We start from the raw sequence: 19,231 nt of genomic DNA, 5'->3' as shown, positions 1-19,231 counted from the left end.
GCCGCACACCCCTCGGGTGCGCGGCGGGCCCGTGCGCGCGGGTCTCAGTGGTGGCCGTGGCCGCTGCTGATCTCCTGGTGTTCCTCGGCGGTCGGCTTGGCGATCTGGGCGCCCTCGCCGTAGAAGCCGCGGGAGAGCTTGGCCCGGGCGCGGGTCCAGACCGACACCTTGCGGGCCACCCCGTTCTCGTCCACCTCGGCCGGCAGCACCATCGGCTGCGGCTGCTCGTGCGAGGTGAGGGTGTAGAGCCGGTCCTGCGGCAGCGGGGCGTGCACCTCGACGAACTCGCCGTGCTGCAGCCGCTTGATGACGCCGGTCTCGCGCCCGTGCAGGACCTTCTCCCTGTCCCGCCGCTGCAGGCCCAGGCACCAGCGCTTGGTGATCACGAAGGCGATCACCGGGCCGATGAAGAAGCCGATCCGCGCCGCGATGGTGATCGCGTTGATCGACAGGTGGAAGTGGGTGGCGAGCAGGTCGTTGCCGCCGGCGGCGAGCAGGATCAGGTAGAGGGTGATCCAGGCGGCGCCGAACGCGGTGCGCACCGGAGCGTTGCGCGGCCGGTCGGCGATGTGGTGCTCGCGCCGGTCGCCGGTGATCCAGCCCTCCAGGAACGGGTACGCCCAGATCGCCACCAGGACCAGCGGGAAGATCATCAGCGGCACGAACACGCCCATCACCAGGGTGTGGCCCCAGAGGCCGATCTCCCAGCCCGGCATGATCCGGATCAGGCCCTCGGAGAAGCCCATGTACCAGTCCGGCTGGGCGTCGGTGGACACCTGGTCGGGCCGGTACGGGCCGTACGCCCAGATCGGGTTGACGGTGGCGATCGCGGCCATCGCCGAGACCACGCCGAACACCAGGAAGAAGAAGCCGCCGGCCTTGGCCATGTAGACCGGCATCAGCGGCATGCCGACCACGTTCTCGTTGGTGCGCCCGGGCCCGGCGAACTGGGTGTGCTTGTGGTAGAAGACCAGGATCAGGTGGGCCACCAGCAGGCCCAGCATGATCCCCGGGATCAGCAGGATGTGCACCGTGAAGAGCCGCGGCACGATGATGGAGCCCGGGAACTGGCCTCCGAACATGAACATCTCGATGTACGTTCCGACGATCGGCACGGCGAGCACGGCGCCCTCCATGAACCGGACGCCGGTGCCGGAGAGCAGGTCGTCGGGCAGCGAGTAGCCCATGAAGCCGTCGAACATGCCGAGGATCAGCAGGCCCGCGCCGAACAGCCAGTTGATCTCGCGGGGCTTGCGGAAGGCGCCGGTGAAGAAGACCCGGAACATGTGGGCGAACATGGCGGCCACGAAGACGATCGCGGACCAGTGGTGGATCTGGCGGATCAGCAGGCCGCCGCGGATCTCGAAGCTGATGTTCAGCGTCGAGGCGTAGGCCTCCGACATCCGGATGCCCTTGAGCGGGATGTAGCTCCCCTCGTAGGTCACCTCGCCCATGGACGGGACGAAGAAGAGGGTCAGCCAGACGCCGGTCAGGATGATGATGACAAAGGTGTAGAGGCAGATCTCGCCCAGCATGAAGGACCAGTGGTCCGGGAAGATCTTGCGCAGGTTGGACTTGGACAGGGCGTAGATGCCGAGGCGTCCGTCGGTCCAGTCGGCGAGGGCCTCGGCCTTGTTGGCGGGCGCCGCGCGGGTGCTGGTGACCGGTCCCGGGCCCGGCTGCTGCTCGGCTCTCACGACGGGCTCCCCGGCGTTCGCCGCGGCACGTCCTGGGCGCCCGGCCGTGAGACGGCCGGCCGATGGAGTGATGTGATCATCGGACCTCTCGATACGGGGGTGCCGGGCAGCCCGGCGTGCGGATCCGGCGACCCGCCGCCCCGTTGCTCAAAGTGATGGAGCGCTTACTCTGTCATGCTGTCGGGAGCGCGCCGACTGTGCACGTCCATCGGCCCGTCCGGCCGCTCGTGTCGGCCCGTCCGGGGGTCCCCCGCCCCGGTCCGGGGCCCGGCCGCGGCCCCGATGCTGCGCTCGGGTGCTGTTGGCGGCGAGGAGAAGCGTTTCGGCGCGCGCCGCGCCCGGGGAGGGCGCGGGGCCGGGCCTACGCTGCGCCAATGGTGGAACACCGGGAACTCTTCGAGGACGTGACGGCCGACCTGACCAGGGCCGGCTTCGACACCGGGCGCGGGCCCTCCGGCCTGCGGATCGACCCGGGGCCGCAGGGGGTGGTGATCGGCTGGCCGCCCGTCGGCGGGCCGGCCGGCGACCCGCCGCCCGCCGAGGGCATCCGGGCGGCGGTCACCGGCGCGGTCGCCGCCGTGCTGCGCGAGTCCGGCTACCTGGTGGCGGGCACGGGCCCCGACGGACTGCTCGTCACCGGCGGTCCCGCCCGGGCCGCCGAGCCGGAGGAGCCCGAGCCGGTCGCCGTCCCCGAGCAGTGGTGGGGCTGACCGCCCCCGGGCGCCGGATTGCCCCTGGTCCCGGCAAGGTGCAACCATGGGGTTGCCACTGCTGTGACGGCCGAGGAGCAGCCCCATGAACGACGCCGCGACGGTGCGGCGCGGCCCCGGCGGCGAGGCGGTCGACGGCGTGCTCGGCGCCCTCGCCGACCCGACCCGCCGTCGGCTGCTCGACCTGATCGCCGACCGGGGCGAGGCCACCGCGACCACCCTCGCCGGGCGCCTGCCGGTCTCCCGGCAGGCCGTGGTCAAGCACCTCGCGGTGCTGGACGCCGCCGGACTGGTCGCCGGCCACCGGGCCGGGCGCGAGGTGCGCTACGCCGTCCGCCCGGCCGCCCTGGACGACACGGCGCGCTGGCTGGCCGGCCTCGCCGCCGACTGGGACCGGCGCCGGGCCGACCCGCCCGCCGACCCGCCGGCGCCGCCGTCCGGGGCCCGCTAGGACCCCGGACGGCGGCGCATTGACGGCGGCGCGGTGACGGCGCGTCAGCCGTGCGTCGCGGCCGCGATCGCGGCGGCCAGCTCGGCCACCCCGGGCTCCCGCAGCACGCCGTAGTGGTCGCCGGCCAGCCGCACCGTCCCCGGCGCGGCCGCCGACCAGCCGGAGCTGCCCTCGATGAACGAGTAGTCGTCACCGGTGGCCTTGAAGACGGTCACCGGGGCGGACAGCCGGCGCTCGGCCAGCTCGCGGAAGCTGTACTCGAACTCGTACGTCTCCCCGACGATCCGGGCGATCCGGCGGATCAGTTCCTCGTCGAGGTCCGGCAGCAGCCGGTGGACGAAGGCCGCGAAGCCGTCCTCGTCGTCCACCTCCGCCAGGCACCGCGCCAGCCCGGGCCCGGCGATCGAGCCGGTGAACACCGAGTACAGGATCGTCAGGTACGCCGGGTTGCGGTAGGAGGACTCGCGCCCGTACCGCTCCCCGTCGGCCCGCCGCAGCTCCGGGTTGCCCGGGCAGATCAGCAGCACGTCCGCCACCCGCTCGCCGGCCCGCTCCAGCTGCCAGGCCGCCTCGAAGGCCACCCGGGCGCCGAAGGAGTAGCCCCACAGGGTGTACGGGCCGTGCGGCCGGATCCGGCGGATCTCCGCCACGTCGGCGGCGGCCGTCTCCCGGATCGTCGGGTACGGCGTCTCCCCGGGATTGATGCCGTGCGACTGCACCCCGAAGAACGGCCGGCCCGACCGCCCGGCGAGCGGGCGCAGGTTCATCGGGTAGCCGCCGAGGCCCGGCCAGCAGAACACCGGGTCGCCCGCGCCGTCGCGGTGCAGCGGCACCAGCCGGGACACCGGCGCGCCCGCCGCCCCGCCCGCCGCCCGGGCGGCGTCGATCCGCGCCGCCAGGTCCGCCAGGCCCGGGCACTCGAACAGCACCTGCAGCGGCAGCCGGGTGCCGAACTCCCGGTTCACCCGGTTGACCAGCGCCACCGCGATCAGCGAGTTCCCGCCGGCCGCGAAGAACTGGTCCGCCGCCGAGACGGCCTCGTACTTCAGCGCGCCCGCCCACACCTCGGCCAGCCGTCGCTCCGTCGGCGTCGAGGGCGCCACGAACGGCGCGCCCGTGCCGGCGTCGCGGACCTGCTCGGCGGCGGCCAGCGCCTTGGCGTCCACCTTCCCGTTGGCGGTCAGCGGCAGCTCGTCCAGCACCAGGACCCGGTTGGGGACCATGTAGTCCGGCAGCACCGCCGCCAGCTCGTCCCTGATCAGCTCCGCCGGACCCTTCATGTGCACGGCGTCCTCCCGCATGCCCTCGCTGCGGACCTGCTCCTCGCTCACCCGCCCGCCGAGGAAGAAGTACGACGGACCCGCCGCGATCCCGCACCCGGCCAGCACCGCCTCCATCCGCCGGGCGGACGGCAGCGGGTGGCCGCTGCGCGAGCTGTAGCCCGAGGACATGAACCCGAAGCCCAGCGCGTTGCGCTGCAGGTGGTGCAGCCGGGCACCGAGGCCGATGTACTCCAGCCACGGCTCGGCCGCCCGGCTCACCGCCGTGACGCCGAACCCCGCCCGCCGGTACACCTGCTGGTTGATCGCGATGACGTGCCGGGACTCCACCACCTCGTCCGAGATCCGGGTCAGCTCCCCGCCCCCGTACCGGTACAGCCCCGCCGGCAGGCCCTCGACCCCGCCCGGATGGGCCTGGACGAACAGCTCGACCTCGTCCCGGCGCGGCCGCCCGTCGTCCGGCACGATCGTGAAGCTGCCCAGGTAGAAGTCCTCCTCGGCGACGTCCAGCCGCCGCTGCACGCCCGGCTCGTGGCCCAGCGGCCGCACCGCGAGACCGTACTCCGGCAGCACCTCCTCCAGCACGCCCAGCATGTGGCCGGTCTCGAACTCCAGCACCTCCTGGATGTTGGTGCGGTACACCGGCTCGATCGCGCCGCGCCGGCCCAGGAAGTGCAGGGACAGCGGGACGCCTCCGGGCGCGGCCTCGCCGACCCGCACCAGCGTGTGCTCCACCGGGTGGTAGTAGTACACGCCGGCGGCCGGGCCGTGCGAGCCGTCCGTCTCCAGGTACAGCTGGGTGGCGTACAGCGCGCCGGGGGAGGCGTAGGCGTACTTCGGCAGCAGCCGCTCCTCGCTGTGGAACTGCCCGAACCACCGCAGCACCGGGCCCAGTTCGGCGAGCGTGACGGGCTCCTCCCGGGGCGCCGGGGCCGGGCCCGGGTGCGGGGCGGCGAGCAGCGCCAGCAGGTCGTCCCCGGTCGCCGGGCCGCCCTCGAAGAAGCGGTAGGTCTTGCGGGCGAAGGTCTCCCGCCGCTGCCGTCCGGTCTCCCGGCGCCCCGGCAGCTCCACCACCGGGCGCCCGGCCAGCTCGGCCGCGCCGCGCACGCCCGGGTTGGACAGCTGCGCCCGCACCTGGAGCTTGCTCGCCTTGGACTGGTGGTGGCCGCCGTGGCTGCCCTGGTCCATCAGGGCGGCCTCCTTGGGGTTCAGCTCCACGCAGGCCACCAGGTTCCGGTGCCCCGTGCGCGCGTCGTCGGTGACCACCGCCGCCGCCCGCCGCACCCAGGTGTGCTCCTCGATCGCGAGCGCGATCTCGTCCAGCTCCACCCGGTAGCCGCGCAGCTTGACCTGGTTGTCCACCCGGCCCGCGCAGTGCAGCGTGCCGTCCGGGTTCCACTGGGCGAGGTCGCCGGTGCGGTACAGCCGCTCGCCCGGCAGGTGCGGCGAGGCGACGAACCGCTCCGCCGTCAGATCCGGCCGGTTGAGGTAGCCCCGGGCCAGCTGGACGCCGCCGATGTACAGCTCGCCGGTGCCACCGGGCTCCACCGGGGCCAGCTGCTCGTCCAGCACGAAGCAGCGGGTGCGGTCCACCGGCACGCCGATCGGCACCGAACCGCCCCCGTCGCCCAGCTCCCGCGGGTCCACCCGGTGGGCGGTCGCGTTGATGGTGCACTCGGTCGGGCCGTAGAGGTTGACCAGCTCGGCACCCGGCAGCGCGGTGGTCAGCGCCCGTGCCAGGCGCACCGACAGCGGCTCGCCGCCGGAGTACAGGCCGCGCACGCTCGTGCAGCGGTGCAGCCGTTCGGTGTCCAGCAGCGCCTGGAGCAGGGTGGGCACGCACTGCAGGACGGTCACCCCGTGCGCGAGCACGGTGTCGATCAGCGCCTCCGGGTCGCGGTACACGCCCGGCGCGCCCATCACCACGTGCGCCCCTGCGGCGGGCGCGAGGATCTCCCACTGGGCCGCGTCGAAGCTCATCGGCGTCTTCTGCAGGACGACGGCGTCCGGGCCGAGGTGCCCGGCGTCGGCCAGCCAGCGCAGCTGGGACACGATGCTGCGGTGTTCGATCATCACGCCCTTGGGGCGGCCGGTGGAGCCGGAGGTGTGGATGACGTACGCCAGCGACTCCGGGCGCGGGTCGGCGGGCCCCTGGCTCTGGTGCGGGATCGGGTGGGCGTCGGGGTGCTCCACGGCGTCCGGCGGCTCGGCCGGGACGAGGATCCGCACCCCCGGCGGGACCAGCTCGGCCAGCCGGGAGCGCAGGTGCTCCTGGGTGACGATCACCCGCGTCCCGCTGGACTCGATCATCCAGCGCACCCGCTCCTGCGGGTACTCCGGGGAGAGCGGAAGGTACCCGGCGCCGGCGTGCAGGATGCCCCAGACGCCGGTCATCAGCTCCGGCGACGGTTCGGTGTACAGGCCGACGCAGTCGTCGGCGGCCACCCCGAGCCGGTGCAACTGCGCGCCGAGGGCGTCGGCGGCCGCGCCGAGTTCACGGAAGGAGAGCCGGCCGCCCCCGCCGGTCACGGCGGTGGCGTCGGGCCGGGCGGCGGCCTGGGCGCGGAGCAGGTCGGGCAGGCAGGGGGATCGGCGGGCGTCGAGGAGAACGGCGGACAGGACGGACTCTGCGGTCATGAGGGGGTTCCCTGGGTCGGGCCAATACGGCCGCCCGGTGCGCCGACCGGGCGTGACCTCCACGGTCGGCCGCCCGGTGTCCCGGCCGCCTGGGGCGACGGCCGCTACCCGGTCCGGCTTTCCGCCCGGGCCGGGGAGCGCCGCGGTCCCGGGTGTCCCGGGCAGGTCCCGGCCGCGAGGGCGGCGTTCGAGGGACCGGCCCGCCGCGCGTGCCGCCGCGCGGCGGGCCGCCGGGTGCGGGGCCTCCGGGCCGCTGCCGGCCGCACCGCGGCGGGCCTCCGCACCGCCGTCGTCCGTACCGCGGCGGCCCCGGATCAGGACCGGGGCGCTGCGGTGGCCGCCGCCAGGTGGGGGAGGAAGGCGGTCACGGCGGGCGGGGCCGAGCGGCCGCGCAGGGTGGCGGTGTGCACCGTGCGCACGGGCGTGTCCTCGGGATGCAGGGGGACGAGGGCGACGTCCGGGCGGGCCCCGCGGGCGGCGAGGGCCGGGATGAGGGTGGCGCCGAACCCGGCGGCGACCAGGCCCAGTTTGGCCGTCCAGGCACCGACCTCGTACTCGATCCGGGGCCGGAAGCCGCTGCGCGCGCAGGCGGCGAGCAGGGCGGACCCGGGGCGGCGGCCGGCCGCGATCCAGGGCTCGTCGGCGAGTTCGGCGAGCCGCAGGCGGGTACGGGTGGCCAGCGGGTGGTCCGGCGGGAGGGCCACCAGCACCGGGTCCTCGACCAGCGGACGCAGGTCGAACAGGTCGGTGTCGTAGAGGTGCCCGGGGTGGGCGACGACCACCGCGAGGTCGATCCCGCCGTCGCGCAGCCGGTCGAGCAGCTCCGCCGAGAGCCCTTCGGTCAGCGAGATGCCGATCCCCGGACGGGCCGACCGGAACGCCGCCAGTGCCGCCGGGACCAGGGCGGCGTTGGCGCTGTCGAAGGCGCCGAACCGCAGCCGGCCGAGGCCCAGTTCGGTGAGCGAAGCCAGCTCCTGCCGGGTGCCGTCCAGGCGGTCCAGCAGGGCCTCGGCGTGCGGCAGCAGGGTCCGTCCGTGCTCGGTGAGCCGTACTCCGCGCGCCAGCCGGTCGAACAGCTGGACACCGAACTCGGCCTCCAGGGTGGCGATCTGGCGGGAGATCGCGGACTGGGTGAAGCCCAGCTGCTCCGCGGCGGCGGTGAACGAGCCCAGGCGGGCGGTGGTGCGGAAGACGTCGAGCCAGGCCATGTCCATCCCGCATGGATAACATGCGAGACATTCGCCTGTCGCCTGGGTTTCCGGTTCCCGGCTGGAGGCCACGGACGAGATCGGACGTCCCGGTCCCGGTCGCAGGGGACGCGCGGCGGCGCACTTCGCCGACGGATGATCAAACTCTTGTTCACGAAGGCGGCGAATCTGCCGGGATCCTCCCGGGTTCGGGTTTACTTATTGACGGTACATGACATGTCCGGGTTAACTCCTGGCACCTCGCCGCAATGGTGCGGCCCTGTCACGGAGGCTTCCCCATGAACGCCATGACGCGTCGTGCCCTCGTCGGCACCGCCGTGATCTCGATGGCCCTGACCCTCGCCGCCTGCGGCAAGGCGGGCGGGGACAAGAAGGACGCCGCGGCCTCCGGCGACACCAGGTCCATCGGCCTGCTGCTGCCGGAGAACGCCTCCTCCACCCGCTACGAGTCCTTCGACCGCCCGTTCATCGAGGCCGAGGTCGCCTCGCTCTGCCCCGACTGCAAGGTCCGCTACAGCAACGCCGAGGGCAGCGCGGCCAAGCAGAAGCAGCAGTTCGACACCCTGATCGCCGAGGGCGTCAAGGTGATCGTGCTCGACGCCTTCGACGCCAAGTCCACCCAGGCGTGGGTCCAGGAGGCGGCCGGCAAGGGCGTCAAGGTCATCGCCTACGACCGGCTGGCCACCGGTCCGGTCTCCGCCTACGTCTCCTTCGACAACGAGAAGGTCGGCGAACTCCAGGGCCGGGCCCTGCTGGACGCCCTCGGCCCCAGGGCCGCCGAGGCCGACATCGTGATGATCAACGGTGACGAGGCCGACCCGAACGCCGCGCTCTTCAAGTCCGGTGCCCACAAGGTCCTCGACGGCAGGATCAGGAAGGTGGTCTACGAGCAGTCCGGCGAGTGGAAGCCCACCGTCGCCGGCCAGAAGGCCGGCGCCGCGATCACCCAGCTCGGCAAGGACGGCTTCCAGGCCGTCTACTCCGCCAACGACGGCATGGCCGGCGCGATCATCACCCAGCTCAAGGCCGCCGGCATCAGCGTGCCGGTCGGCGGCCAGGACGCCGGGCTCGACGCGATCCAGCGGATCGTCGCCGGCGACCAGGCGTACACCATCTACAAGGCGTACAAGCCGCTCGCCGTGAGCGCCGCCGAACTGGCCGTCAACCTGCTGCGGGGCCAGGACGTCAAGGGCGTCGCCACCGGCACCGTGGACAGCGCCACCGACAAGGGCATCCCGGCCAAGCTGCTGGAGCCCAAGGTCGTCACCAAGGCCGACATCACCGCGACCGTCATCGCCGACGGCCTCTACCGCGCCGCCGAGATCTGCACCGCCGACTACGCCGCCGCCTGCGCCGCCGCCGGGCTCGTGTGACGGCGCGGCCGACCCGGACCGGCCCGCACCCGCACCCTCGCCCTCACCCTCGCCCGTTTCCGCTTTCGCTTCCGCAGGAGATGGTTCACGTGACAGGCGCACCCGTCCTCGCGCTGCGCGCGGTCTCCAAACGCTTCGGCGCCGTCCAGGCCCTCACCGCCGTCGACCTCGACGTCCACGCGGGCGAGGTCCTCGCCCTGGTCGGCGACAACGGCGCCGGCAAGTCCACCCTGGTCAAGACGATCGCCGGGGTCCACCCCGTCGACGAGGGCACCATCAGCAGGGAGGGCCGCCCGGTGCGGATCGCCCGCCCCCAGGACGCCCGGGCGCTCGGCATCGCCACCGTCTACCAGGACCTCGCGCTCTGCGACAACCTCGACGTCGTCGCCAACCTCTTCCTCGGCCGCGAGCTGCGCCGCCGCGCCACCCTGGACGAGGTCGGGATGGAGCGGCGCGCCCAGGAACTCCTGGACACCCTGTCGATCCGCATCCCCAGCGTGCGGATCCCGGTCGCCGCGCTCTCCGGCGGACAGCGCCAGGTCGTCGCTATCGCCCGCGCCCTGGTCGGCGACCCGCGGATCGTCGTCCTCGACGAGCCGACCGCCGCGCTCGGCGTCGAGCAGACCGCGCAGGTCCTGGACCTCGTCGAGCGGCTGCGCCAGCGCGGCCTCGGCGTCGTCCTGATCAGCCACAACCTGGCGGACGTCCGCGCGGTCGCCGACACCGTCGCGGTCCTGCGGCTCGGCCGCAACAACGGGGTGTTCCCGGTCGCCGGCACCTCGAACGAGGAGATCATCTCCGCCATCACCGGCGCCACCGACAACGCCGTGACCCGGCGTCAGGCACGCATCGCCGAGGAGGCGCAGTGAGCACCGGTCAGAGCACCCCGGCCCCTGCCCCGGCCGCCGACCCGCGGCTGCTGGTCCGCCGCGGCGGCGCGGCCGGCTACGCCGAGGAGGTCCGGCGCCGCATCCGCAGCGGCGACCTCGGCCCGCTGCCCGTCGTCCTCGGCCTGATCCTGATCGCGATCGTCTTCCAGAGCGTCACCGGCCACTTCCTCCAGGCCGACAACCTGACCAACATCACCAAATGGATCGCCGGCTACGGCCTGATCTCGGTCGGCGTCGTCTTCGTGCTGCTGCTCGGCGAGATCGACCTCTCGCTCGGCTCGGTCGCCGGGGCCTGCGCCGCCGTCACCTCCGTCCTCGCCGTGCGCCACGGCCTGAACGAGTGGCTCGCCGTGCTGCTCGGCCTGCTCGCCGCCGCCGCGATGGGCGCCGTGCACGGGTTCTTCTTCGCCCGGATCGGCGTGCCCGCGTTCGTCGTCACCCTGGCCGGGATGCTCGCCTGGAGCGGCCTGCAGGACTACGTGCTCGGCCGGCTCGGCACCGTCAACAACATCAGGGACGGCGTCGTCGCCCACCTCGACAACCACTTCCTCGGCGACGGCGACATCGCCTTCGCCTGGCTGCTCGCCGTCCTCTCCGTCGGCGGCTACCTCGCCGCCCAACTGCTCACCGCCCGCCGGCGCACCGCCGCCGGCCTGCCCGCCCGGCCGCCCGGCGGGATCGCGCTGCGCACCGGTGCGCTGGCCGTGGTCGCGCCGGCCGCCGCCTGGACGCTCAACCAGGACAGCGGCCTGCCGCTGCCGCTGGTGGTGCTGCTCGGGGTGGTCGTGCTGACCGACTTCGTGCTGCGCCGCACCCCCTGGGGCCGGCAGGTCTTCGCGGTCGGCGGCGGTATCGAGGCCGCCCGCCGGGCCGGCATCGACGTGGCCCGGGTGCGGATCGCGGTGTTCACGGTCTCCGCCACGCTGGCGGGCCTCGGCGGGCTGTTCATCGCCTCGCAGCAGGGCTCGGCGGACAAGCTGCTCGGCGGCGGCAACGTGCTGATGAGCGCCATCGCCGCCGCCGTCATCGGCGGGACCAGCCTGTTCGGCGGCCGTGGCAGCACCTGGTCGGCGCTGCTCGGCATGCTGGTGATCCAGTCGATCACCACCGGGCTGGACATGGTGCACGCCGCCCAGGCCATCCAGTACATGATCACCGGCGCGGTGCTGCTGGCCGCCGTGGTGCTGGACTCGGTCTCCCGGCGCACCCAGAAGTCCGCCGGCCGGGGCTGACCCGGCTGCCCCCCCCCTCGGGCCGCCCGGCGCCCCCACCGACCGCCCGGTCCCCACCCCCACGGGGACCGGGCTCCGGCCCGCTCCGGCCGGGATTCCGGGAGGTGACATTGGTCCCTGCCGTTCGCCCCACCGGGTTCCGCACCCTGGACATACAAATCCGCCGCACCACGAGCCACGGGCAGCGGCGGGCACCAGTGAACCCCGGTTGCCGAACCAGTGAGGACCCCCGCCGCCCATGCCCGCCGACACGATCGTGCACCGACTGGTCGACGCCTTCTTCACCCACTGCCAGGAGTGCGGCGAACCCCGCGAGGCCGACTGCCACCCCCAGGCGCACTGGCGCCTCTACCTCGATCTCGACGCGGAGACCGTGCGCCGGATCAGGCACTGGGCGCTCGACCCGGCGAGCCCGGCCGGCACCGACACCGAGCGCACCGTCCTGCTGCACTGGCTGGAGGCCCAGGAGGTCTGACCGCCCGCTCGGCCTCCGCGCGGCGCCGCCGCCCGGCGGTGCGCGCATGACCCCCGAGGTAATCGACCCCCCGAACCCTGTCCGGCAGGGTGATCACCGCCGGTCGGAGACGCCCTCCGACCCGGCGCGGTGTCCACGGAAGGGGATCGACATGACGGTGATCGGCCGGCTCACCCACCGACCGGGGCGCGGCGCCCGCACCGCGCTGTCCGCGGCCGCGACGGCTTCGGCGACGGCCGCCGCGGTGGCGTTCGCGGCGGTGGCGTCCGGTGCGGTGGCGTCCGGTGCGGTCACCACCCCGACCGGGCCCGCCGCCGGGGCCGGTGCGGCGCACGGCGACGCGTCCGGCGGGCTCGCCGAGTGCGACGGCGTCCAGGACCGGCTGGAGCGGCTGGAGGGCCGACTCACCCCGAACGCCTGCGCCTTCCTCCGCCGCCAGATCGCCTTCGGCGAGGCCTCGACCGGAACCCCGCCCGCGCCCGGCGACCTCGACCACCCCCGGGTCCGCCTCTACCAGGCGATCTTCGACCCCGAGGCGACCCTCTGGGAGGCCGGCGGCGCCCCGCAGCGCGGGCTGCCCGCGATCGGCACCTCGATCACCCGCTCGCTCGGCCTCGTCCCGGACTTCCGCTACCGGGGCACCGAGGTGGTCGCCGACGGCGCGGTGGTGATGTTCGGCCAGTGGAACGAGGCCACCGTCAAGGGCCGGCCGGTCGCCTTCCCGCAGATCGCCCGGAACGTGCTGGCCGACGACGGCCGGACCGTCCAGGCCCGCCGCTACTACGACCGCCACGCGCTGTTCGCGCCGGTCGCCCCCGAACTGCGGCCGCTCTTCGACGGCATCGCCGATCCGGCCGGTGCCCCCGCCCCGCCCGCCGGCCGGCGCGGCCCCGAGCCGTTCCGCGCCGCGGAGATCGGCGCCCGGCTGGCTGCCTGGAACGGCGAGGACGTCGCCGCCCTGGCCGGCCGGCCAGGGCGGGGCGCGCCTCGGCGGCCCCGGCCTGGCGGCGCCGCTGGCCACCGCCGAGGGCAAGGGTTCCTACCTGCGGCGCCTCTTCGAGCAGGCCGACCTCCGCTTCGAGTCGGGGCAGGTGGCCTTCGGCCGGAGCATGACCTACGTGGAGTGGCACGGCACGGCCGTCCCCGCGTGGAGCAGGGACCCGGTGACCGGGAAGGGCACCGAGGTGTCCTTCGGCATCGTCGAGCGCTTCGGCCCCGGGGGCACCTGGGAGCTGTTCTTCGACACGCTGCCGCTGATCGCCGACGAGGGCGGGATCGCCGCGCTCTACGGGCGCCTCGCCCGGCCCTGACCGGCGGGGGAGGGCCCGTCGGTCAGGGCGGGCCGGCCTCCCCGGTCCGGGCCGCCCGGACCTCCGCGACGTGCGGATCGGTGCGGTCGTCGTACCGCCACAGGGCCGGCAGTGCGGCGGCCAGCACCCCGCCGCTCACCAGGCAGGCGAGGCCGCCGGTGCGCAGCGCGGCCCGGACGCCCTGGCGGGCCGCCAGACCACCCGCCCGCAGGTCGCCGAGGGCCGGACCGCAGGTGCCGGTCAGCAGCTCCAGCCCGGCGGCGCGGCCGCGCAGCGCGTCCGGGACGGACCGGTTCCAGATCGCGCCCCGGAAGGTGTCGCCCACCCAGTGCGCGGCGCCGGCGACGGCCAGGCAGAGCAGCACCGCCCCCACGCCGGAGCCCGCCGCGGCCGCCGCCGTGGCCGCGCCCACCGCCGCGCAGGACAGCAGGACGAACCGCCCGTGCCGGTGCACCCGTGCGGTCCACCCGCTGGTCGCGGCGGCGAGCAGCCCGCCCGCCGCCGAGGCCGAGTAGAGCAGGCCGAGCGCCCAGCGGGCGTCCAGGCCGTCGGCGAGGAAGGGGAAGAGCGCGGTCGGCAGGGCGAAGGCGGTCGCGGCGAGGTCGGCCAGGTAGGTGCCGACCAGGTCCGGCCGGCGCGCCACGTACCGGGCGCCCTCGGTGAACGCGCGCAGCGCGGGCGCCGTCTCCTCCCGGGCCGGGCGCAGCGGGCGGAGCCGGGCGAGCAGGGCGAGCGAGACCAGGAAGGTGGCCAGGTCGAGGAGGTAGGCGGTGCGCACCCCGGCGGTGGCGATCACCAGCCCCGCGGCGGCGGGCGCGGCCAGTCCGACCACGGTCCAGCGCAGCGAGAGCAGCGCGCCCGCCGCGAGCAGCTGGTCGTGCGGCACCAGCCGGGGGACCATCGCCTCCAGCGAGGGCTGCTGGATCCCCTGGAGGGCGGCGGCGCAGCCGGCCGCCGCGTAGAGCGGCCAGAGCGCGGGGGCACCGGTCAGCGCGTTGAGCAGCAGCAGCGCGCTGAGCACGGCGAGCGCGGCCTCCGTGGCCAGGGCCACCGTGCGGCGGTCGAGGCGGTCGGCGAGCACCCCGCCGTACAGGCCGAACAGCACCGTCGGCACCAGCTCCACCGCGCCGACCGCGCCCACCGCGAGCGGCGAGCCGGTGGCGTCGGCGATCTGCAGCGGGATCGCGGTGAGGGTGAACACCGAGCCCAGCATGGTGACCGCGCCGGACGTCCAGACCAGGCGGAAGTCCGCAGAGGACCGCCAGGGCGCGGTGTTCGGCAGCAGCCGGGACCACGGGCGGCGCGGGCCCGTTCCGGGGGTCGTCATGGGTGTGTCGGTCCCTTCCGGGGGTGCGGCGGCGCGGCTCCGCCGTCCTTATCACCGATAAAGCCGGTCCGGAACTTAGCAGCGATAAAGTGGGCTGCCAAGCGAATAACCGGGCGGCCGGCACGGGCGCCGGAGGGCGCCGGAAGGGCGGAACACCATGGCGCTGACACGGGACGAGGTCGTGCGCACCGCGCTGCGGCTGCTCGACGAGGTCGGCATCGACGGGCTCACCACCCGCCGCCTCGCCCGCGAGCTCGGCGTGCAGTCCCCTGCCCTGTACTGGCACGTCAGGAGCAAGCGCGAACTGCTCGACCTGATGGCGGAGGCGATGCTGGCCGAGGCCCTGCCGCACGACCGCGAACCCGGCCCCGAGCACTGGCCCGACTGGATCGCCGCCGACGCCCGGGCCAAGCGCGGCGCCCTGCTCGCCCACCGCGACGGCGCCCGGGTGCACGCCGGCACCCTGCCCACGGCCGGCGAACTGCCCGCCGTCGAGGCCCAGCTGCGCGCACTGTGCGGGGCGGGCCTGCGCCCGCGCACCGCCCTGCGGCTGCTGCTCACCGTCGACCGCTACCTGATGGGCTGGGTCACCGAGGAGCAGGCCTGGCGCCAGGACGCCGAACGGCGCGACGGTGCGCCCTTCCCCGACGAGGCGCTGCAGGGCCTGCCGCTGCTGCGGGAGGCGGCCGACGTGCTGCGGATGACCGACCACGACGCCGACTTCGAGTACGGCCTGCGCGTGCTGATCGAGGGCTTCCGGGCCGAGATCGCCCGCGAGGCCGGGAATACCGGGGACGCGGCCGCGGCCGGTCCACTACGGTGACCGACCATGCGCACCCTCGACCCCGCCCGCACCGCCCTCGTCCTCGTCGACCTCATGGAGCGGATCGCCGCCCTGCCGCTCGCCCCGCGCCCCGGCGACGAGGCGGTCGCCGCCGCGCTCGACCTCGCCACGGCGTTCCGGGCGGCCGGCGCGCCCGTGATCGCGATCCGGGTCGAACGCCCCGGCGTGGCCGAGCAGCCGCCGGGCAGCGACCTGCTCCCCGAGGTCGCCGAACTGGCCGACGAGACCGTCGTCAAGCGCACCATCGGCGGCTTCCACGGCACCGGCCTGCACGAACGGCTCCGGGAGCGCGGCGTCGACACCCTGGTGTTCGGCGGCATCGCCACCAACCTCGGCGTCGAGTCCACCGCCCGCGCGGCCGCCGACCACGGCTACCGGCTGGTGTTCGTCGAGGAGGCCATGACGGCTCTGACCGAGGAGGAGCACCGGGCCTCCGTCGCCCTCTCGCTGCCCCGCTTCGGCGAGGTGGTCGACCGCAGCGGCGTCAGTCTCGGCTGAGGCCGCCGCGGGCCAGCTCCAGCGCCTCGCGCAGCCGGCCGCCCGCCGCGGCGAGCAGCCGGGCGGCGGCCGGGGCGTCCACCCCGGCGAGGACGACGAGGACGGCGTCCTTCACCTCGCCGCCGGTGGCCGCCAGCGCCCGCCGGGCGGTCTCCTCGTCCGTGCCGGTGATCTCGGTGACGATCCGCCGCGCCCGGTCGCGCAGCTTGGCGTTGCCCGCCCGGACGTCCACCATCAGATTCCCGTACGTCTTGCCGAGCCGGACCATCACCGCCGTGGACAGCAGGTTCAGCACCAGCTTCTGCGCCGTCCCCGCCTTGAGCCGGGTCGACCCGGCCACCACCTCCGGCCCGGTCACCACCTCGATGCCCAGCTCGGCGGCCGCGACCAGCGGCGACCCGGCGCTCCCCGCCAGCCCCACGGCCAGCGCCCCGGCGGCGCGGGCGCCGCGCACGGCGGCCACCGTGTACGGCGTGCGGCCGGAGGCGGAGACGCCGACCACCGTGTCCTCGGCGGTCAGCGCCAGCGCGGCCAGATCGGCGGCCGCCAGCTCCGGGCGGTCCTCCGCGCCCTCCACGGCGCGCACCAGGGCCCGTGCGCCGCCCGCGATCACGCCCACCACCTGGCCCGGGGCGGTGTTGAACGTCGGCGGGCACTCGCTCGCGTCCAGCACCCCGAGCCGCCCCGCCGTCCCCGCGCCCGCGTAGACCAGCCGCCCGCCCCGGGCCATCCGCCCGGCGACCGCGTCCACCACCACGGCGATCCTCGGCAGCTGCCCGGCCACCGCCCCGGCGACCGTGCGGTCCTCGGCGTTCAGCAGCCGCAGCAGCTCCAGTGTCCCCAGCCGGTCGAGGCCGGCCCACTGCGGCCGGACCTGCTCGGTCACCGGGCGGTCGGCGTTCTCCATGCCGAACCCCTCCCCGCGCATGACCGCCGCCAACCCGGGCAGGTGCCGGTCGGGCGAGGAAGGGAGGCCGGCCATGGGCCACCAGGAGACCGTCGCCGCCCTGCTGCAACGCTTCGGCCGCACCTACGCCGACGAGGCGGGCATCACGCTCCGCGACACCCCGTCCCCGCTCTACCGGCTGCTGGTGCTCACCACGCTCAGCTCGGTGCGGATCAGCGCCGACCTCGCCGTCGCCGCCGCCCGGGAGCTCTCCGCGGCGGGCCTGCGCACCCCGAAGGCCATGGCCGCCGCGCACTGGCAGACCAGGGTGGACGCCCTCGGCCGCGCCCACTACGTGCGCTACGACGAGAGCACCGCGACCGCTCTCGGCCGCGGCGCCGACCTGCTCCTCGACCGCTGGCACGGCGACCTGCGACGGCTCCGCGACGAGGCCGGGGGCGATCCCGCCCGCATCGCCGGGCTGCTCCGCGTGTTCCCCCGGATCGGCCCGGTCGGCTCGGGCATCTTCTGCCGCGAGGCCCAGGCGGTCTGGCCGGTCCTGCGCCCGTCCTTCGACGACCGCGCCCTGAGGGCGGCGGCCGACCTCGGCCTGCCCCGCACCCCGGCCGCCCTCGCCGCCCTCGCTCCGCCGCGCGACCTCGCCCGCCTCGCCGCCGCCCTCACCCGCTTCAGCCTGGGCCGCGTCCGGCCCGGCGAACTCCGGGCGGCGTAGCCGTGCCCGGGCCGGCGCCGGGGCCGCCCGGGAGGCCCGGCTGCCCGGGAGGCCGACCCGCCCGGGAGGCCCGGCCGCCCGGGTTCAGGCCATCCAGAAGAAGACCGCCGTCATGCGGCGCTCCTCCAGGGTCAGGCCGTGGTACGAGGTGGCGCTGTGGATCAGGTTGGCGTGGTAGACGAGCAGGCGGTTGTAGCGGTTGGGGACGCGGACGTCCTCGGTGAAGGCGTCGGCGGGGACGCGGCGGGTGCCGAGGGCCTCGACCAGATTGGTGTGCGGGGCGGCGACCAGGTTGCCGCCGAGCCGGCCGCCGGGGAACTGCTGGCGGTAGAAGCCGGTACCGGCGTCCTCGGCGGCTCCGGGGCTCAGGTAGAGGACGGCCGCGTAGCGGCAGAGGGCGCGGGAGTCGGTGTGCGGGCGCGGCTCCGACTCGCCGGCGCCGACGAGCTGGACGCAGTTGTGGTTCAGGGTGCCGCCGCCCGGGGCGCTCTGCACCCAGAGCCGCGGCGCCCCGGTGGCCCGGCGGACGAGAGCCTCGACCCGGGCCAGCTCGGCGGGCTCCAGGCCGGGCATGGTCCGCAGGCCCGGCCAGGTCTCCGGACGGTAGGGGTAGCCCTCGGCCCAGTCGTTCCGGTCGAGGCAGCGGCGCCGTACGGCGTCCGGGTCGGGCAGGACGTCGTCGAAGACCCAGTAGTCGCGGCCCGGGGTGGGTTTGCGGTAGGGCAGGACGGGCAGGTGGGCGGTCCGTCCGGCGGGCAGTGGAGGCATGGGCCGACCATAGGATTCGCCGCCCCCAACGTTCTGCCGTGAGCAGGTCAACCTTTCGTCAAGGTCACCACGGGCGGCGGGAACGGAGCCGGGGTCAGCACCGCCCGCCGGCGGCCCGTCACCACGGGGGCGGGCGTCCGTCCCCGGCCGCCCGGAGCCGGCCAGCACCGCCGTGGCGCGCCGGCGGGGCGGAACGTGAACGAGGTCACCCTTGAACGCGCGCCGGGCGGCGGGAAAGGGTGGTGGCATGACCACCTTCGAGATCGATCCCGCCGGGCCGTCGGCCGACGGGGAGCCGCGCACCCGCACCCACGAGTGGCGGGCCGGTCCGCCCATCTCGGCGTTCCCGCACCTCACCGGCGAGGAGATCCTCCGGGAGATCATCGCCGGCCGGATCCCGCAGCCGGCGATCGGGAGCACCATGGGCTTCCGGCTGGTGGAGGCCGGGCCCGGGACGGCCGCGTTCGAGGGCGCGCTCGGCGATCACCTCTTCAACCCGATGAACACCGTCCACGGCGGCTATCTGGCCACCCTGCTGGACTCGGCGCTCGGCTGCGCCGTGATGAGCCGGCTGCCGGCCGGCGTCGGCTACACCACCACGCAGCTGAACGTGCACATGGTGCGGCCGCTGTTCGCCGACTCGGGGCAGGTGCGCTGCGAGGGGGTCGCGCTGCACGTGGGGCGGACGATCGCCACCGCCGAGGCGCGGATCCTCGGCGGCCAGGACGGCCGGCTGTACGCGCACGCGACCACCACCTGCGCGATCCTGACCCCGCGCCGGGCCGACTGACCCACGCGCACGGGCCCCGGTGGTCACCCCCGGCGCTGCTGCGCGGGGGTGACCACCGGGGCCCGTCGGGGGACCGGCGCGCGTGACTAGGGTCTGTCTCTTGGATTTTGTCGGATCAGGCC

18 protein-coding genes are annotated in these 19,231 nt (G+C 75.1%); 11 read left to right on the top strand and 7 right to left on the bottom strand.

The genetic code is table 11. From position 1 onward, the window contains the following. Window positions 1-44: 44 nt before the first annotated feature. Window positions 45-1,697 carry a cytochrome bc complex cytochrome b subunit gene (locus tag ACFVVL_RS26570; RefSeq protein WP_387679412.1) on the bottom strand — a complete coding sequence of 551 codons (1,653 nt, stop codon included), beginning with the start codon at window positions 1,695-1,697 and terminating at the stop codon, window positions 45-47. 374 nt (window positions 1,698-2,071) lie between these two features. On the opposite strand from ACFVVL_RS26570, the gene ACFVVL_RS26565 reads away from it, so the two are divergent. Together ACFVVL_RS26565 and ACFVVL_RS26560 are read left to right on the top strand one after the other, a co-directional pair. Further along, window positions 2,072-2,407 carry a hypothetical protein gene (locus ACFVVL_RS26565; RefSeq protein ID WP_387679410.1) on the top strand — a complete coding sequence of 112 codons (336 nt, stop codon included), beginning with the start codon at window positions 2,072-2,074 and terminating at the stop codon, window positions 2,405-2,407. An 85-nt stretch (window positions 2,408-2,492) separates the two neighbouring features. Then, window positions 2,493-2,858, top strand: coding sequence for an ArsR/SmtB family transcription factor (locus ACFVVL_RS26560; RefSeq protein WP_387679407.1), 366 nt, complete (start codon window positions 2,493-2,495; stop codon window positions 2,856-2,858). 44 nt (window positions 2,859-2,902) lie between these two features. On the opposite strand, the gene ACFVVL_RS26555 is transcribed toward ACFVVL_RS26560, so the two are convergent. Further along, window positions 2,903-6,775 carry an amino acid adenylation domain-containing protein gene (locus ACFVVL_RS26555; RefSeq protein ID WP_387679404.1) on the bottom strand — a complete coding sequence of 1,291 codons (3,873 nt, stop codon included), beginning with the start codon at window positions 6,773-6,775 and terminating at the stop codon, window positions 2,903-2,905. A gap of 314 nt (window positions 6,776-7,089) precedes the next feature. Further along, window positions 7,090-7,989, bottom strand: a complete 900-nt coding sequence (locus ACFVVL_RS26550) for a LysR family transcriptional regulator (protein ID WP_387679401.1) — start codon at window positions 7,987-7,989, stop codon at window positions 7,090-7,092. Window positions 7,990-8,261: 272 nt separating this feature from the next. Here ACFVVL_RS26550 and ACFVVL_RS26545 point away from each other — a divergent pair, with 272 nt between their 5' ends. The 4 genes from ACFVVL_RS26545 (at window position 8,262) to ACFVVL_RS26530 (ending at window position 11,953) form a co-directional block, all read left to right on the top strand. Next, complete coding sequence (locus ACFVVL_RS26545; RefSeq protein ID WP_387679397.1) at window positions 8,262-9,356, top strand: substrate-binding domain-containing protein; 1,095 nt, start codon at window positions 8,262-8,264, stop codon at window positions 9,354-9,356. Window positions 9,357-9,436: 80 nt separating this feature from the next. Further along, window positions 9,437-10,225: an ATP-binding cassette domain-containing protein gene (locus ACFVVL_RS26540; RefSeq protein WP_387679394.1), complete on the top strand. Its 789-nt coding sequence runs from the start codon at window positions 9,437-9,439 to the stop codon at window positions 10,223-10,225. Further along, a complete protein-coding gene (locus ACFVVL_RS26535; protein ID WP_387679391.1) occupies window positions 10,222-11,478 on the top strand; it encodes a sugar ABC transporter permease in 1,257 nt (418 codons plus the stop codon). Before ACFVVL_RS26540 ends, ACFVVL_RS26535 begins: the two co-directional genes overlap by 4 nt. 238 nt (window positions 11,479-11,716) lie before the next feature. Further along, window positions 11,717-11,953, top strand: a complete 237-nt coding sequence (locus ACFVVL_RS26530; protein ID WP_380296418.1) for a hypothetical protein — start codon at window positions 11,717-11,719, stop codon at window positions 11,951-11,953. Between the two features lie 93 nt (window positions 11,954-12,046). On the opposite strand, the gene ACFVVL_RS26525 is transcribed toward ACFVVL_RS26530, so the two are convergent. Next, window positions 12,047-12,247, bottom strand: a complete 201-nt coding sequence (locus ACFVVL_RS26525) for a hypothetical protein (protein ID WP_387679389.1) — start codon at window positions 12,245-12,247, stop codon at window positions 12,047-12,049. Between the two features lie 563 nt (window positions 12,248-12,810). Between ACFVVL_RS26525 and ACFVVL_RS26520 the strand changes: the two genes are divergently transcribed. Continuing rightward, window positions 12,811-13,263, top strand: coding sequence for a hypothetical protein (locus ACFVVL_RS26520; protein ID WP_387679386.1), 453 nt, complete (start codon window positions 12,811-12,813; stop codon window positions 13,261-13,263). Between the two features lie 22 nt (window positions 13,264-13,285). Here the strand turns inward: ACFVVL_RS26520 and ACFVVL_RS26515 are convergent, their stop codons facing one another. Beyond that, window positions 13,286-14,590, bottom strand: a complete 1,305-nt coding sequence (locus tag ACFVVL_RS26515; protein WP_387679384.1) for an MFS transporter — start codon at window positions 14,588-14,590, stop codon at window positions 13,286-13,288. 157 nt (window positions 14,591-14,747) lie between these two features. Here ACFVVL_RS26515 and ACFVVL_RS26510 point away from each other — a divergent pair, with 157 nt between their 5' ends. Then, on the top strand, window positions 14,748-15,413 hold the full coding sequence (locus ACFVVL_RS26510) for a TetR/AcrR family transcriptional regulator C-terminal domain-containing protein (protein WP_387679381.1): 666 nt from the start codon (window positions 14,748-14,750) through the stop codon (window positions 15,411-15,413). A 6-nt stretch (window positions 15,414-15,419) separates the two neighbouring features. Next, window positions 15,420-15,932 carry an isochorismatase family protein gene (locus tag ACFVVL_RS26505; protein ID WP_387679378.1) on the top strand — a complete coding sequence of 171 codons (513 nt, stop codon included), beginning with the start codon at window positions 15,420-15,422 and terminating at the stop codon, window positions 15,930-15,932. On the opposite strand, the gene murQ is transcribed toward ACFVVL_RS26505, so the two are convergent. Beyond that, window positions 15,919-16,860, bottom strand: a complete 942-nt coding sequence (gene murQ, locus ACFVVL_RS26500; RefSeq protein WP_387679418.1) for an N-acetylmuramic acid 6-phosphate etherase — start codon at window positions 16,858-16,860, stop codon at window positions 15,919-15,921. The two genes, ACFVVL_RS26505 and murQ, sit on opposite strands and share 14 nt — an antisense overlap. Before the next feature lie 52 nt (window positions 16,861-16,912). Here murQ and ACFVVL_RS26495 point away from each other — a divergent pair, with 52 nt between their 5' ends. After that, window positions 16,913-17,551, top strand: coding sequence for an endonuclease (locus ACFVVL_RS26495; protein ID WP_387679375.1), 639 nt, complete (start codon window positions 16,913-16,915; stop codon window positions 17,549-17,551). Window positions 17,552-17,635: 84 nt separating this feature from the next. Here the strand turns inward: ACFVVL_RS26495 and ACFVVL_RS26490 are convergent, their stop codons facing one another. Further along, window positions 17,636-18,319 carry a DUF6445 family protein gene (locus ACFVVL_RS26490; protein ID WP_387679373.1) on the bottom strand — a complete coding sequence of 228 codons (684 nt, stop codon included), beginning with the start codon at window positions 18,317-18,319 and terminating at the stop codon, window positions 17,636-17,638. A 247-nt stretch (window positions 18,320-18,566) separates the two neighbouring features. On the opposite strand from ACFVVL_RS26490, the gene ACFVVL_RS26485 reads away from it, so the two are divergent. After that, window positions 18,567-19,109, top strand: coding sequence for a PaaI family thioesterase (locus ACFVVL_RS26485; RefSeq protein ID WP_380298521.1), 543 nt, complete (start codon window positions 18,567-18,569; stop codon window positions 19,107-19,109). Window positions 19,110-19,231 lie beyond the last annotated feature (122 nt).

It is taken from the genome of Kitasatospora sp. NPDC058115, from assembly GCF_042884635.1.
In the GTDB taxonomy this organism is placed as follows: Bacteria; Actinomycetota; Actinomycetes; order Streptomycetales; family Streptomycetaceae; genus Kitasatospora.
The sequence above is the reverse complement of the archived record's forward strand: the minus strand, read 5'-3'. Positions and strand labels throughout refer to the sequence as shown.

What these genes read in the sequence shown, in the direction of transcription:
- ACFVVL_RS26565 (WP_387679410.1), top strand. Translation starts at nt 2,072, where the DNA reads ATGGTGGAACACCGGGAACTCTTCGAGGACGTGACGGCCGACCTGACC.
- ACFVVL_RS26560 (WP_387679407.1), top strand. Translation starts at nt 2,493, where the DNA reads ATGAACGACGCCGCGACGGTGCGGCGCGGCCCCGGCGGCGAGGCGGTC.
- ACFVVL_RS26555 (WP_387679404.1), bottom strand. Translation starts at nt 6,775, where the DNA reads ATGACCGCAGAGTCCGTCCTGTCCGCCGTTCTCCTCGACGCCCGCCGA.
- ACFVVL_RS26550 (WP_387679401.1), bottom strand. Translation starts at nt 7,989, where the DNA reads ATGGACATGGCCTGGCTCGACGTCTTCCGCACCACCGCCCGCCTGGGC.
- ACFVVL_RS26545 (WP_387679397.1), top strand. Translation starts at nt 8,262, where the DNA reads ATGAACGCCATGACGCGTCGTGCCCTCGTCGGCACCGCCGTGATCTCG.
- ACFVVL_RS26540 (WP_387679394.1), top strand. Translation starts at nt 9,437, where the DNA reads ATGGTTCACGTGACAGGCGCACCCGTCCTCGCGCTGCGCGCGGTCTCC.
- ACFVVL_RS26530 (WP_380296418.1), top strand. Translation starts at nt 11,717, where the DNA reads ATGCCCGCCGACACGATCGTGCACCGACTGGTCGACGCCTTCTTCACC.
- ACFVVL_RS26515 (WP_387679384.1), bottom strand. Translation starts at nt 14,590, where the DNA reads ATGACGACCCCCGGAACGGGCCCGCGCCGCCCGTGGTCCCGGCTGCTG.
- ACFVVL_RS26510 (WP_387679381.1), top strand. Translation starts at nt 14,748, where the DNA reads ATGGCGCTGACACGGGACGAGGTCGTGCGCACCGCGCTGCGGCTGCTC.
- ACFVVL_RS26505 (WP_387679378.1), top strand. Translation starts at nt 15,420, where the DNA reads ATGCGCACCCTCGACCCCGCCCGCACCGCCCTCGTCCTCGTCGACCTC.
- murQ (WP_387679418.1), bottom strand. Translation starts at nt 16,860, where the DNA reads ATGCGCGGGGAGGGGTTCGGCATGGAGAACGCCGACCGCCCGGTGACC.
- ACFVVL_RS26495 (WP_387679375.1), top strand. Translation starts at nt 16,913, where the DNA reads ATGGGCCACCAGGAGACCGTCGCCGCCCTGCTGCAACGCTTCGGCCGC.
- ACFVVL_RS26490 (WP_387679373.1), bottom strand. Translation starts at nt 18,319, where the DNA reads ATGCCTCCACTGCCCGCCGGACGGACCGCCCACCTGCCCGTCCTGCCC.
- ACFVVL_RS26485 (WP_380298521.1), top strand. Translation starts at nt 18,567, where the DNA reads ATGACCACCTTCGAGATCGATCCCGCCGGGCCGTCGGCCGACGGGGAG.